The sequence below is a fragment of the Streptomyces sp. NPDC043896 genome (genome assembly GCF_056435605.1).
On sequence record NZ_JBWKEE010000010.1, the window covers coordinates 54,983 to 68,434 of the forward strand.

The following is a 13,452-nucleotide window of genomic DNA, read 5'->3' on the forward strand; positions in this document are numbered from 1 at the left end:
GAGCGCGGGCCGACGGCGGCCGGCGCCCGGCAAGGGGAGGACACCCATGGCCCGTTACGCCGCACCCGGCACCGAGGGCGCGCTGATGTCGTACGAGTCCCGCTACGGGCACTTCATCGGCGGCGAGTACGTCGAGCCCGCCCGCGGCCGGTATTTCGAGAACCCCTCCCCCGTCACCGGCCTGCCCTTCACCGAGGTCGCACGCGGTACGGCGGAGGACGTGGAGCGGGCCCTGGACGCCGCGCACGCGGCGGCGCCCGCGTGGGGCCGTACGTCGGTCGCGGAGCGGTCCACGATCCTGCTGCGCATCGCGGACCGCATGGAGCAGAACCTGGAGGCGCTGGCGGTCGCGGAGACCTGGGAGAACGGCAAGCCGGTGCGCGAGACCCTCGCGGCCGACCTTCCGCTCGCCATCGACCAGTTCCGCTACTTCGCGGGTGCGCTGCGCGCCCAGGAGGGCGCGCTCAGCCAGCTCGACGACGACACGGTGGCCTACCACTTCCACGAACCGCTGGGCGTGGTGGCCCAGATCATCCCGTGGAACTTCCCGATCCTGATGGCCGTGTGGAAGCTGGCCCCGGCGCTGGCGGCGGGCAACACCGTGGTCCTCAAGCCGGCGGAACAGACCCCGGCGTCCGTGCACTACTGGCTGAGCCTGGTGTCCGACCTGCTGCCGCCGGGCGTCGTCAACATCGTCAACGGCTTCGGCGAGGAGGCCGGCAAGCCGCTGGCGTCGAGCCCGCGCGTGGCGAAGGTGGCCTTCACCGGGGAGACCTCGACGGGCCGCCTGATCATGCAGTACGCGGCGGAGCACCTGAAGCCGGTCACCCTCGAACTGGGCGGCAAGAGCCCGAACCTCTTCTTCGACGACATCTGGGCGACGGACGACGACCTGCGCGACAAGGCCCTGGAGGGCTTCACGATGTTCGCCCTGAACCAGGGCGAGGTGTGCACGAGCCCGTCGCGCGCGCTGATCGAACGCGGCCGCTACGGGGACTTCCTGGACGCGGCGGTGGCCCGTACGGAACGCATCGTCCCGGGGCACCCGCTGGACACGGACACGATGATCGGCGCCCAGGCCTCGGAGGAGCAGCTGCGGAAGATCCTCTCGTACGTGGAGATCGGCCAGCAGGAGGGCGCGAAGATCCTCACGGGCGGCGGCCGCATCGAGCACGGCGGGGAGCTGGCGGGCGGCTTCTACGTGGAGCCGACCATCTTCGAGGGCGACAACCGGATGCGGATCTTCCAGGAGGAGATCTTCGGCCCGGTGGTGTCGGTGACCTCCTTCCAGGACTTCGACGACGCGATCCGCATCGCCAACGACACGGCCTACGGCTTGGGCGCGGGCGTCTGGAGCCGCGACATCAACACGGCGTACCGCGCGGGCCGCGCCATCCAGGCGGGCCGGGTCTGGACGAACTGCTACCACGCCTACCCGGCCCACGCCGCCTTCGGCGGCTACAAGCAGTCGGGCATCGGCCGAGAGACCCACAAGATGATGCTGGAGCACTACCAGCAGACGAAGAACCTGCTGGTCAGCTACTCCCCGAAGAAGCTCGGCTTCTTCTAGAGGCACGAGAAAAGGCGCCTGACCTGGGCTTTTGCCCGGCAGGCGCCTTCGGCTCGACTCGCTCAAAGCGAGAATCGATTTACTCTGTTCCTCCCAGTTTCTCCCACTCCTATCCCGCTTCTGACCAGCGCTTCCGGACCAGTCACGGACCAAACCGCGTTTCACCTCGTAGGCCCAGCGCCCTGACTGACGCGGTTCCACTCCTCCATCGACTGCTCGATGAGGCGGTTGGCCTGCTCCTGAACGCCGTCCAGGAACTTGGCGTAGTGCTTGAACAGGACATGGATGGTGTGGCCCGCCCGCCGCGCACACTCGGCAGGGTCTACCCCGGAGTGCAGCCAGAACGAGATCCCGGCGTGCCGAAGGTCGTACGGCCGCTTGGCCAAACCCGTGGCGAGCTCCGTCCGGGTCAGGACGTACTTCCTCGCCTTCGACCAAGTGATGCCGTAGGCCCCGGCCTCTACGTAGTTGCCCGCCTGGTTGCGGAACAGCCGCCCATCCGGAGCTACGCCGAAACGGTCAATGTGCGCGCGAAGCATGCTCACGAATTGGGGCGGGATGGGTACAGGGCGCGTCGCCGTAGCAGCACGGCGCTTAAGGGAATGCACCTCGTACACCTCGCCGTCGTCCGTCCAGCCCTTGCCCGCAGCAACGACACCGCCGGACAGGTTGAGCAACCCCCATCCCGTCTTGGGCAGGTGGCATTGCTCGACGCGGAGGTGAATCACCTCCGCCGGCCGCATGGCGGCGTAATACATGCAGCCGAAGAACGCCTCCAAGTGGGGGCCGCGGCCCCGCTGCTGCCCAACTGCGGACAGCAGCCTTGCCACCTGGAGGGGATTGGGCACGGCGGCCGGGTCCACCTCGTCATTGACAGCCGGAGGGTTCCACCTGAGACCATTCAGGGGGTTGTCCGCGAAGTATCCTTTCTCCACTGCCGTGTTCAACGCCTCGCTGAGTGCTGCCCTCTTACGCCGCGCGGTCTTCGCCGAAGCCGGTTTGCCATCAAGCTTGCGACACAGCGCGTCCAGTGCTCGCCGCAAGACGTCCGCCTCCGTCAGGGCACCGACGGGGAGGGAATTGCGCTTGATCCAGTCGAGTGCTTGCTGCCAGTCATCGGCAGGCTCTTGCTCCCAGGCCTTCTTGTTGAAGGCCCACGAGTACAGAGCCCGTCGCAAGACACGCGGCTCCGCGTACGTTGCACCTGGGCGAACCAACGCGGGGGTGATGGTGGCAAACGCATCAGCAAGGGTGCGACGCGTGTTGCCCGGCGTGCGCTCCCATCGATCGTCAATGTATTCGTGGGCCAGGTCGTACCATGTCGTTCTCTGCTTCAGCGCCCGCAACTCGGATGCCGGAAGCCCCGTATGCTCGTCAAATGGTTCACCGTCCCGTGCCGCCGTCATCAGCTTAGAGCGTCTGCTGTCGGCGAGACCGGAGGTCATGAACGACTCTGACTTTTCGAGCCCACTAACCGTCCAACGCACCATAAACGGCTTACGCCGTCCCGCACGCTCGCGTATTTCCCAGAAGCGGACGTTGTAACTCAGCGCCAAGTGTCAGAATCCTTCTCGCAAGCCTCCCACCAGGCGTCCAGATCGGAACGACGACACCTGAGTTCACCATTGGGCAGTTTGATCATCTGGGGTGCTTGCCCCCTCGCACGCATGCGGTAGAACGCCGACGGACTCATACGGATCTCCGTTAGGACCTCCGTAAGTTTCAAGGCGGGCGGCCGAGCCATTTCTTTCTCCTCGCGTGAACACACGACACGGCCGCACGAATAAGACAGGACAGGCAATAGGCACGAACGACCGCGTGGTCATTCTGTGGTTGCTTTCCAACCCGCGCAGCAAATGGACTGTTGCGTTCGCGTCGCTCCACCGCCAAGCACAGCGACATGCGAACGAAGGCAATGGTCCGGACAATCCCCGGTTTCGGAAACCGGGGATCGCCCGCTATATTGCGCGCTGCCGCTAGCAGCGGATCAGCCGGAAAGGCTGTACGTGCGGACCGTTGCATCGGGACGGCGTGCACCACGATGCCGTCGGCTACGAGGCTTTCCAGGCTTGCTTCGACCCTGCGTGGGGAGACCCCAAGGCCTCGCCCACCACGGAGGTCATGGGTTGAGTGGCCAGGTATGCGAGGACACGCCGGTCGCCGCGCGGTTCATGCTGAAGTCGGCCCTCGCCGAAGAGACCGCCGGCGCACACGCACAGGCAGAGCTCGGTGACATCGGCCCCTCGGCCTCCATGAATCTCAGTTGTGGCGCCGTTTGGCGAACCGAGCGCGAAGGTGCCGGAAGCGGTGTGACGGATCGAGCGAAGCAGGTTCTTGGACAGTTTCCCTCCTGGGACACTGGGGTCGGGCCTGGAGCACAGTCATCCCCGGTCAGCTGTCTGACCAGGGATGTTGTAGGTTCACATGCTCCTGCGACGTATTCCAGTCCTGGCGGAAGACTTCCTGTCTGCCGTGAGCGATCCGGCCCCGCTCACGAACGCGCTGAGTCAATTCGACGGGTCAGTGGCAGCGCAGGCGCCGACACCCGACGCACCACGAGCTCTGCCAGAACCGCGCGCCGACGGGTGCTACCTCGCGCATGCAGAGCCGGACCGATGTGGCTGGGCCTTGGCCTTGGCGTCGACGAGATCCCCCTGCACTCCAACGGAAGGCCCCTACCTGCCCCCTGGTCCGCTACAGGCCTTTGAGCTCGCAGGACCTGCATGCCCAACCTCATACAGCGTCGGCAACCGTCACTGAGTCAGCGCTCGCCGGCGTCCCCCCAGTAGTCCTGCAGCATCTCGCCAGGCCATGCAGGCTGCGTGACCGTGCCCCGCGGCAAAAACTCCTTGAAGACCGCCACCAAGTCCACCACCTGGGTCCCCTCATCGGCATCGAGATCGGTGACGTACAGGTCTCGTCCGTCAACGCGGAGCAGCCGTGGGAACGAGGTCGCGAGCCGGGCCGGGCGGCGGTGGTTGTGGTGCACGAAGGTACCCGTCGCCGGCCACGCGGGGTTGTCCCGAGGACTGCGCGCGTGAAGGGCGACATCGTCAGGAGACCCGAAGTTGAAGAACCAGGTGACCTGGAGGTGGGAGAACTCCTCGATCCCCTGCAGTGTCTCCTCCGGATACTCCGGGCGCAGTCGGATGATCGACTCGACACCGCCCTTGAAGTCGTCGAGCCTCCCCTTGTGGCCTCCGACCACCTCGGCGATCACCGGCACCTCGATGGACTTCGTGGACATGCGTTCCCCCTGCTCCGCTCGCAGTGCGGCAAAGGGCGGTCGCACAGTGTGCCCGCCCCCACCACCATGGCGTCGTCAGGCTACTCGTTCGAGTACGGCCTTCGCGCGCTCGTCGATCTCCGCCGCCACACCGATTCCCCGATTACGGAAGGGCGACAGCACCCGGCGCATGTTCACGGCGGCGTCTCGCGCCCTCCCCGACTGAACGCCTTCCATCGCATCCAGCGCCCGCGCCCACGTGTGGCAGGCGGCCTCCACGTTTCCCTGGCGGGCCTGCACGCTGCCCATGTAGCCCAACGTCACCGCATGAGTCCGACTGAAGGCGTCGGCCTTCCTGGTCAACACGCTGTTGTTGAACTCTCTCAGCGCTCCGTCGAGATCCCCGAGAGTCCACAAGGTGCGGGCAGTCTCGTGAGCCAGGGAAGCCCGTTGGAAGAACCACACCCGACTCGGGTCTTCATCACCGGCATCCGCCGCAGCGAGGTCATCCTCAGCCCGCAGGAGCGCTGCGATCGCCGCCCGCTTCTGCCCGTCGGCCGCGAGGCTCCGCGCCTGCACCACACCAAGCAGCGCGCGTTCACGAGGCGTTGCCAGGGTGTACCGCTTACGTTCGACAGAAGCCGTGGCGAGTTCGACGGCGGGCTTCGGATGACCGAGATCCGTTGCCTGGTGAGCCATCGCCCGGAGAATGTGGCCGGCGAGCGGAGCGTCGTCGGCCTCCGCCGCAAGCTTGAGGGCGAGCGTGAAGTACCGCCGCGCGGTCTCGTGGCGGGAGGCGTCGAAGCTCATCCAACCGGCGACATACACCGCCTCCGAGGCGGCGGCAAGAAGTGCACGACGGACGTCGTCACTGGTGAACACCCCGCCGACATACCTGGCAACGTCGTCGACGAGGTACTGGTAGAGAGCCGTACGACCGTCCATGCCACCGTGGCGCTGATCCCGCCGAGAGAAGAACTCGGTCATCTCCCGTACGGCGCTGACTTCTGGGGCCCCGATCCTGCGACTCGTCGCAGCCGGGCGAGACTTCGCCAGCTGCGCAGCATCGTCCCACCACTGCTGTCCAGGCAGAACCAAGCCGCCTACCGAATAGGCAGCGCCGGCCAGCAGTTGGCGGCGTTCGAGATCCACGTCGCTTCTCCCAAGGTCTACCAGCGCAGTCAGAGTATCGACGTTCCACTCGGATGCCGGGACCGTGCCCGTATCCGACGGCAAAATCCCGATCTCAGCCGGGGTGACGGGGCGTTGAAGCCGCCGGGATAACGTCTCGCACAAGACTAGGCGCGCCCTGCCAGACGGTTGCGTCCCTGCCACCCACATGGCGATGTGCGAGCGACTGATGGTCAGCAGCTCCCGCGCTCCGACCTCGGCAGCGACCCTCACGAAGGCAGCCGCAACCTTTGGTTGCGACCAGCCTGTTTCCGCGATCGCGGCGGCCAGCTTCACGTTCCGCTCGTGCGCCATCGTCTACCTCGGTTCACCAAAACGATCTTTGACGGGTTTGACGGCCCCGGCAGCCACTCGGAGATACCGCTGCGATCTGATTCGCGGTTCGCTCGTGGTCAACGAAACCACCAACTGCCGAGGCCCGGGGGGAAACAGGTGAAGACCAGCCACAGCACGGGCACCGCTCCCTGGACCACCTCAGGCGACAGGCCCGCTTCTGGCTCCTACGTCAGACAGGCAACCGCTCGGCCCCCGCCCGTGACCGTTCGCGTGCAACACCTCCGCTATCTCGACCCCTCCGACAAACCACCGCTCGAGTCCTCCGTGGGCCTCAGCGCGAGTTGTGAGAAGGCCGGCATGGAACGCATTGAAGGCTTGGGCAGCGCATTCAACGCCCCGGAACACCAGGAGCGCCTGACGCTCGTGGCCAACGACAGGGCTCCGGGCAAGGCCCGTGCCTTCACCCGGAAGGCGCTGACGGCATGGGGACTGGAAGACCTCATGGACCGTGCTGTGCTGATCGTCAGCGAGCTCACGACCAACGCCGAGCGGCACGGCCAAGCACCGCTGGCAGGAGAACGACCTACTTCCAGACTCACCAGTGATCACGTCGACGAGATCACGCTGACGATCGCCCTGCAAGCCAGCACCGTGCGGATCGAGGTGGAGGACAACTCCCCTGAGCTCCCCGTGGCTCAGAACCCCTCGCTCCTCGCGACGAGCGGACGCGGCTTGTGCCTCGTGTCGGCCACATCCGAGGCCTGGACCACCTGCCCCAAGGAAGACGGGCGCGGCAAACGGGTGATCGCCCTCGTGAAGCGCCCTGGGTAGCGCTTCGCATCCTGACTCCCCCTCGGAGACCTCTCAATGCCATCCCGACGTACACCCCCACCTACGCCAATCCACGGCCGAAGGCGGCCGGACTGCGACACCGACGTCGTCCGCGTACTCCTGCTTGACCTGGATGGAGTGCTCATCGACACCCGCCCGGTCATGGCGAGCGCGTGGCAACAGGTCCGTGAAGATCACAGCCTCGACGTACCGTTCGAGGACTACGAGCGGCACCTGGGCCGGCCCTTCCCCGACATCATGGAACAGCTCGGGCTCGTCGACCTGGCGTGCTCGATCCACACGACGTACGCGAACGCCTCGACGGCCGCCTCTCACCTCTCTCGGCAGTTCGACGGCGTCCCGGAGGTGCTTCATGCCTTCGCCGCTGCCGACTGGCGGCTGGGAATCGTGACGTCCAAGCCGTTGGACCGAGCCGCCCCCCTCCTGGCCCAGCTCGGTGTCCCATTCGCCACGGTGCGCACGCCCAACGGTGTCGGGCGGGGCAAGCCGGCCCCGGACCCGATCCTGCTCGCCCTGATCGACCTCGGCGCAGACCCGGCAGATGCGCTGTTCGTCGGGGACATGGCCGTCGATCAGGAAGCAGCCCGGCGTGCCGGCGTCGCGTACGTGCACGCGGGTTGGGGCTACGGCACCCCGAGTGCCCCGGCCCCCGCCGTGGCCAATTCTCCGACGGACCTGCTGCGACTCCTGGAGACCGGCCCGCTCCTCGAAGGAAACCTGCTATGACGCCGCCCAGTCGCCGCGCCCTCGGCATCGCTCGGGCCGCATCGGACGGCAAGTCCTTGTGGACGCTGGTTGACGAGGCCGCTCTCACGAGCATGATGTCGGACTGGATCACCGCGTCCGAACTGGAGGGCCTGCCCTTCGACCAGGGCGAAGTGGCAGCACGGGTCGACCAGGTGATGGAGGCCCTCGAGATGTACGGCGCGGACCTCGCCAGGACGCCAGGTGGTGCGGGATGGTTGTACGTCCAGCAGGTACCGGTGCGGCGCCTGGTGGCGCAGGTCGTACACAAGCTGGCGGCGCTCAGCGCGTGGGAGCCGTTCGCGAAGAGTCCCGGGCCGATGAAGCCTGCTCCGTACGAAGGCCTCCTTGGGCTGCGGCCGAACAGCTCACGCGAGTACCGGGCGTACACCGTCACCTGGTCGGGAATCGCCTACCTACTCGGAGCCGCAGCTTCCCATAACCCTTTGCGTTGCGCGCAGTTACGCAGGCTCCCTCACCTTCCGGCGGCTGACGCGGTGCCGAGCCCGGGCGCCTCCGAGCCGCCGCTGAGCCAGGTGATGGCGCTGTCGTGGTCCTCTCGTCACGCGGCCACCCTGCTGCCGGTGCTGGAGCAGCTGGCCCAGGACGGACGCCCAAGCCTCGTGGTGGACATGGCTACCGACCCAACGGAGCGATGCCAGGTCCGGGGAAGCGAGGGGGTGAACCTCTTCTCGCCACCGACCAGCCTCTTCCAGCTCTCTGGCGCCGTGCCTGGTTTGCGGCTGCCGGACGACGGACGCATCGTCCGGGTGAACGAGCACGAGGTTCAACTGGCCCGGCTGTTCCGCCTTCTGTCCGTAGCGCTGGAGACGAGCGGTGGGTGCACTCAGCCCTCGTGGCGATCCTTGGTCGAGGCGGAGACGTGGCTGGAGGGCGTGCTCGCCGCTACCCGACCGCACACTGTTCTCGTCAGCAACGACACCAGCCCGATTGGCGCACTGGCCGTACATGTGGCAGAGCGCCATGGCGCGAACACGGTGCACGTCCAGCACGGAGCCTGGACGGCGGAGTCGGTCGCATGGCCCGCGCTGCACAGCCGCGACATTGTGGTCATGGGCGGGCGAGATGCTCCCCTCGCGCAGGCATGGGTGCGCCACCCTAACGCCGAAGTCCACCTCCTGGGCCAGCCCCGCTTCGACGCGCTCGCCGACCTCGACCGCGACGTCCAGCGGCGCTACCTGGAAGATCTGCTGGCTCCCGGATCACGACGGAGCCCAGCCCGCATCGCGGTGTGGGCCTGCCAGCCCTTCGGACCTGACCGACTCAAGGCCCAGGCCGATCTCCTCCTGGACGGTGTGTGGAAGGCCGGAGGTGACTGGGGCCTCGTCATCGCACCGCACCCGGCTCAGAACGTCGACGTCTTCGTCCCCCTGCTCGAACGGGACGGTCGCCCGCTCGTGGCCGTGGCCTCCCCCCAGGTCGGCGCTCGCGGCTGTCTCGCCGGTGCCGACGCGCTGGCGAGCACATACTCGACGTGCGGTATCGAAGCCGCGCTGGTGGGGGTTCCGGTGCTCGAACTCGGCTTGCCCGGCGAGCGCACACTCGGACTCTCCGACCACGGCCTCGCGCAGCGGTGCGGTACCGCCGACGAGGTCGCCCACGCCCTCGTCGCTCTGCGCGGTCCGCATCCGCCTGCTGACCGGGCGGCGCTGGACGCCGTGTGTCGGTGGCGCGGCGACAGCGCCGCCCAGGTCGCACGCATCATCACCCACCGTGCCGACGGACAGGTCCCGCACGCCCACCAGATCCGACACGATGCCCACAGCACCCGTTACGGGCTGCCTCGGGGCGAAGGAGGACTCGCCCGATGACACATCTCACCGCCGACAGCGTCGCCGAACTCTTCGTCGGCGCCGTCGCGCTGGCCAAGAGCGGCGACAAGGTCAGCCCGCGCGGCATGGCGACCCGTGAGGTCCTCGATGTTCACATGCGGCTGACTCAGCCGCGGGCCCGCCTGCTGTACGCGCCGCCGGCCCGCATCATCAACCCCGCGTTCGCGGTGGCGGAGACCGTATGGCATCTCTCCGGTTCCGACTCCCCGTGGATCTTCGACTTCAACTCACGCCTGCGCCAGTACGCCGATGACGGGATCCTGCGGGGCGCGTACGGGCCGCGGATGCGGAAATGGGCGGGCAAGGTCGACCAGCTGAGCCGTGTCATCGAGATCCTCGAGGAGGATCCCGACTCCCGCCGGGCCCTGATCCAGCTCTACGACCCGGCCCAGGACGCGGCGGGGCACAAAGACGTGCCCTGCACCCTGGGCTTCCGGTTCCATCTGCGCGCCGGCCGCCTCCACATGTCGACCACGATGCGTGGCCAGGACGTGTGGATCGGCATGCCGTACGACCTGTTCTTCTACACCGTGCTCCACGAACTGGTCGCGGGCTGGCTCGGCGTCGAGCTGGGCGAGTTCCACCACCACGTGGGATCTCTGCACATCTACGAGAACCACCTCGACCAGGCCGAAGAGCTGACCTCGGTCACCGCCAGCGCGGTCATGCCGGATCTCACCACACCATGGCTGGGCTTCGACAGCCTCCTCGAGAAGGTCGAGGCAGGAGACGGCACCGGTCATCCGGGCTGGGACACCGCGGCGGAGACGCTGCGCAGCTATCGCCTGTGGAAGGACGGCCTGCGCGAGCAGGCATCGCTGGTGGCTGACGAGATCGACGGGCCACTGGGCGGGGCACTGACCACGTGGTACGGCGAGCTGAACCTCCGCTCCGGCATCACGACCTCGCACGAGATGGCGGGGAGGCGGTGATGGCCGCCACCGACCGCGCACCCTCGGTCGTCCTCGGCCTCTGCTCCTATACGCACGACTCGTCCGCCGCCCTGCTGGTGGATGGGAAGCTGATCGGCTTCGTCGAGGAAGAACGGCTCTCGCAGCGGAAGCACACCAAGGACTACCCGCACCACGCCATCGAATGGCTGCTGGGAGAGGCCGGCCTCGCAGCGGGCGACGTCGGTGCGGTCGCCTACAACTTCAAGCCCGCCCGCTACCTCGCCGAGTCCCCGACCGCGCTGCGTCTGGCGTTGTCGCCGACGACGCGAAACCGGGCTCTGCCGAGGGCGCACGGATTCGCCAAGGTGGCGGTGCGCACGCAACTCCGCACTCGCGCACTCAGCCGGCTGTTCCCCTCCGCCCGCGTCGTCCCCGTCTTGCACCACCGCGCACACCAGCTGGCGGCCTTCGCCGCCTCCGGGTGGAACGAGTCCGCCGTGCTCATCGTCGACAGCCTCGGCGAGCGTCAAACCACGACCATCGCCCGCGGGAACGACGCGCTCCACCCCTCCACCCGCACCCTGGAGGCGATCAAGGACCCCGCCTCCCTGGGGTACGTGTACGGCGCGGTCACCGAGCACCTCGGGTGGCGCCGAGGAGACGAGGAGGGCACCGTGATGGCGCTCGCGGCCCTAGGCGACCCGCAGCGGTTCCGGAACCTCTTCACCCGGGCTGTGCGCACCACACCCACGGGGTTCCTGGTCGACCCCGCATACTTCCCGCCACGCGTGCTGGCCTCGGGCTACCCGCGGACCTCCCGTCGCTTCATCTCCGAGACCTGCCCCGAGCGTCACCCGAGTGAACCGCTTCAAGACGCCCACCGGGATCTGGCCGCAGCGCTCCAAGAGCGCACCGAGCAGGTGATGCTGCACTTGGCCCACCGGGCACGGATGATCACCGGATCCCGCCGTCTGTGCCTCGGCGGTGGAGTCGCCACGAACTGCGTGAGCATCGGCCGGATCATCGAGGACGGCATCTTCGACGAGGTCTTCGTGCCACCCGCGCCCGGCGACGCCGGCACCGCGATCGGGGCCGCCGTCGCCGTACACGTCGACAGAGGCAGCCGCCGTCCCGTGTCCGGAATCGCCGGGGCCTGCTACCTCGGCCCGTCGTACCAAGACCGGTCCCCCAGCCTCGCGCCGTGGCCCCAGCTCCGACAGAAGATGCTGGGCAGCGAGACCGCCGAGTTCCTCGCCGACCAGCTCGCCAACGGCACGATCGTCGGGCTCTTCCAGGGCCGTGTCGAGGCCGGCCCCCGCGCCCTGGGAAACCGCTCGATCCTCGCATCCCCGCTGAAGGCCGGGGTCGTCGAGCGGCTGAACGCCACCGTGAAGTTCCGGGAAGGTTTCCGGCCCTTCGCCCCCATGGTCCTGGCCGAGCGCGCCGCGGAGTTCTTCACCCTGGGCCAGGAGGCGCCGTACATGTCGATGGCGTCCGGCGTGACCGACAAGGCCCGCGAGCACGTGCCGGCCATCGTGCACGCCAACGGTACGTCCCGCCTCCAGACAGTCACCCGGTCGCAGAACCCGTTCATGCACGACGTGCTGAGCGCCTTCGCCCGCCGCACCGGGGTGCCGGTGCTGATCAATACCTCGCTCAACGTGAAGGGCAAGCCGATCTGCGGGACACCGGAGATGGCCCTCGACTGCCTGGCCAACTCCGGACTGGACGCCCTGCTTCTGGAAGGCCGGTGGATCACCAAGTGAAGATCGGCTACAGCTTCTGGGGATTCCTCGGCAACGGGGTTACCGACACCCCGGACGGGGGCCGCAGCCACCGCCGCCCCCTGATCGACGCCCTCCTTGGCCGCGGTCACGAGATCGTCTTCCTGCAGGCCAACCGGGACCTGATCGAAGCCGGCGACAGCCTGGGCGACGCCTACGCCTTCCACAGTGGCAGCCCGGACATCGACGTCCTCTTCCTGGAGTGGCGGTGGGCGATCGACGGGCGCAACACCACTTCGTGCGGCGCCAAGGGGCACACCTGCGACCTGCACCGTCAAGCAGAGCTGGTCAACCGGTACACCGTGCGGCTGAGAACACCGACCGTGATCTGGGACAAGGATCGCAAGCTCCGGCCGGAGAGCGCGTGGCGGCGGTCGCCCCGTGCCGCCGTGTGCGAAGCCGCTCTCGAGCCGACGCCGGGCGCCCACCGTCTGCTCTTTCCGGTCGACGACCGCCTCCTCGCCGAGGCGGATCCGCTCGCGCTCGCCAAGCAGCCCAGGGACCTCGTCCTCGGGTACGTCGGCAACCAGTACGACCGCGACGAGCACTTCGACCGCTTCCTCGCGCCGGCTGCCGCCCGCTTCGATCACCTGGTCGGCGGCAAGTGGACGACGACCGGCCGCTGGCCGCACGTCCGGTTCCTGGGCAGGATCCCTTTCGAGGCGGCCCATGGCGTGTACAGCAGGTCCCTGGCAACGGTGCTCATGCTGCCCGAGCGGTACGCCGCCGTCGGGCAGATGACACAGCGGATCTTCGAGGCCGTACTCGCCGGCTGCCTGCCGCTCGCCCCTGCCGACATCTTGCATGCCGACCGCTTCGTACCCGAGGAGCTGGTCGTCAGCTCCGGCAGTGCGGCGATCGAGCGGCTGACCCACCTCCAGCGAATCGCCGGCACCCAGCAGCACGCCGACCTGATCGCGACCTGTCTGGATCGCCTGGACCTGTTCCGCCTGAGCCGACAGGTGGACGCGTTGGAAGCCGTCCTCGACTCTGCTGCCGGATCCGGCGCGGTGGACCGAGGAGCGGCGTGATGCATCTGACTACCAAGACCAAGGCGTGCGGA

The 13,452-nt window shown here is 67.8% G+C and carries 11 protein-coding genes; 7 read left to right on the forward strand and 4 right to left on the reverse strand.

The features are described 5' to 3' along the window. The first annotated feature begins 46 nt into the window (after window positions 1-46). Window positions 47-1,570, forward strand: a complete 1,524-nt coding sequence (exaC, locus tag AC069X_RS16755; RefSeq protein WP_478729319.1) for an acetaldehyde dehydrogenase ExaC — start codon at window positions 47-49, stop codon at window positions 1,568-1,570. Between the two features lie 161 nt (window positions 1,571-1,731). Here exaC and AC069X_RS16760 read toward each other — a convergent pair whose 3' ends face one another. The 4 genes from AC069X_RS16760 to AC069X_RS16775 form a co-directional block, all read right to left on the reverse strand. Continuing rightward, window positions 1,732-3,126: a tyrosine-type recombinase/integrase gene (locus AC069X_RS16760; RefSeq protein ID WP_478729320.1), complete on the reverse strand. Its 1,395-nt coding sequence runs from the start codon at window positions 3,124-3,126 to the stop codon at window positions 1,732-1,734. Continuing rightward, window positions 3,117-3,314 (reverse strand): helix-turn-helix transcriptional regulator, encoded by a 198-nt coding sequence (locus AC069X_RS16765; RefSeq protein ID WP_478729321.1) that lies wholly within the window; start codon window positions 3,312-3,314, stop codon window positions 3,117-3,119. The genes AC069X_RS16760 and AC069X_RS16765 overlap by 10 nt, the downstream gene beginning before the upstream one ends. Window positions 3,315-4,331: 1,017 nt before the next feature. After that, entirely contained in the window at window positions 4,332-4,817 is a 486-nt protein-coding gene (locus AC069X_RS16770) for a TrmO family methyltransferase domain-containing protein (RefSeq protein ID WP_478729322.1), read from the reverse strand. Window positions 4,818-4,892: 75 nt separating this feature from the next. Then, a complete protein-coding gene (locus AC069X_RS16775; RefSeq protein WP_478729323.1) occupies window positions 4,893-5,948 on the reverse strand; it encodes a Tat pathway signal protein in 1,056 nt (351 codons plus the stop codon). Between the two features lie 672 nt (window positions 5,949-6,620). On the opposite strand from AC069X_RS16775, the gene AC069X_RS16780 reads away from it, so the two are divergent. Genes AC069X_RS16780 through AC069X_RS16805 form a run of 6 tightly spaced genes read left to right on the forward strand, consistent with a single transcriptional unit; the run spans window position 6,621 to window position 13,420 of the window. Then, window positions 6,621-7,094 (forward strand): ATP-binding protein, encoded by a 474-nt coding sequence (locus AC069X_RS16780; protein ID WP_478729324.1) that lies wholly within the window; start codon window positions 6,621-6,623, stop codon window positions 7,092-7,094. A gap of 36 nt (window positions 7,095-7,130) precedes the next feature. Then, window positions 7,131-7,841 (forward strand): HAD family hydrolase, encoded by a 711-nt coding sequence (locus tag AC069X_RS16785; RefSeq protein WP_478729325.1) that lies wholly within the window; start codon window positions 7,131-7,133, stop codon window positions 7,839-7,841. Beyond that, window positions 7,838-9,691, forward strand: coding sequence for a hypothetical protein (locus AC069X_RS16790; RefSeq protein WP_478729326.1), 1,854 nt, complete (start codon window positions 7,838-7,840; stop codon window positions 9,689-9,691). Before AC069X_RS16785 ends, AC069X_RS16790 begins: the two co-directional genes overlap by 4 nt. Further along, on the forward strand, window positions 9,688-10,644 hold the full coding sequence (locus AC069X_RS16795) for a thymidylate synthase (protein WP_478729327.1): 957 nt from the start codon (window positions 9,688-9,690) through the stop codon (window positions 10,642-10,644). The genes AC069X_RS16790 and AC069X_RS16795 overlap by 4 nt, the downstream gene beginning before the upstream one ends. Beyond that, complete coding sequence (locus AC069X_RS16800; RefSeq protein ID WP_478729328.1) at window positions 10,644-12,371, forward strand: carbamoyltransferase family protein; 1,728 nt, start codon at window positions 10,644-10,646, stop codon at window positions 12,369-12,371. The genes AC069X_RS16795 and AC069X_RS16800 overlap by 1 nt, the downstream gene beginning before the upstream one ends. After that, window positions 12,356-13,420 carry a glycosyltransferase family protein gene (locus AC069X_RS16805; protein ID WP_478729329.1) on the forward strand — a complete coding sequence of 355 codons (1,065 nt, stop codon included), beginning with the start codon at window positions 12,356-12,358 and terminating at the stop codon, window positions 13,418-13,420. Before AC069X_RS16800 ends, AC069X_RS16805 begins: the two co-directional genes overlap by 16 nt. Window positions 13,421-13,452: the final 32 nt, after the last annotated feature.

What these genes read in the sequence shown, in the direction of transcription:
- AC069X_RS16770 (WP_478729322.1), bottom strand. Translation starts at nt 4,817, where the DNA reads ATGTCCACGAAGTCCATCGAGGTGCCGGTGATCGCCGAGGTGGTCGGA.
- AC069X_RS16785 (WP_478729325.1), top strand. Translation starts at nt 7,131, where the DNA reads ATGCCATCCCGACGTACACCCCCACCTACGCCAATCCACGGCCGAAGG.
- AC069X_RS16795 (WP_478729327.1), top strand. Translation starts at nt 9,688, where the DNA reads ATGACACATCTCACCGCCGACAGCGTCGCCGAACTCTTCGTCGGCGCC.
- AC069X_RS16765 (WP_478729321.1), bottom strand. Translation starts at nt 3,314, where the DNA reads ATGGCTCGGCCGCCCGCCTTGAAACTTACGGAGGTCCTAACGGAGATC.
- AC069X_RS16800 (WP_478729328.1), top strand. Translation starts at nt 10,644, where the DNA reads ATGGCCGCCACCGACCGCGCACCCTCGGTCGTCCTCGGCCTCTGCTCC.
- AC069X_RS16780 (WP_478729324.1), top strand. Translation starts at nt 6,621, where the DNA reads ATGGAACGCATTGAAGGCTTGGGCAGCGCATTCAACGCCCCGGAACAC.
- AC069X_RS16790 (WP_478729326.1), top strand. Translation starts at nt 7,838, where the DNA reads ATGACGCCGCCCAGTCGCCGCGCCCTCGGCATCGCTCGGGCCGCATCG.
- exaC (WP_478729319.1), top strand. Translation starts at nt 47, where the DNA reads ATGGCCCGTTACGCCGCACCCGGCACCGAGGGCGCGCTGATGTCGTAC.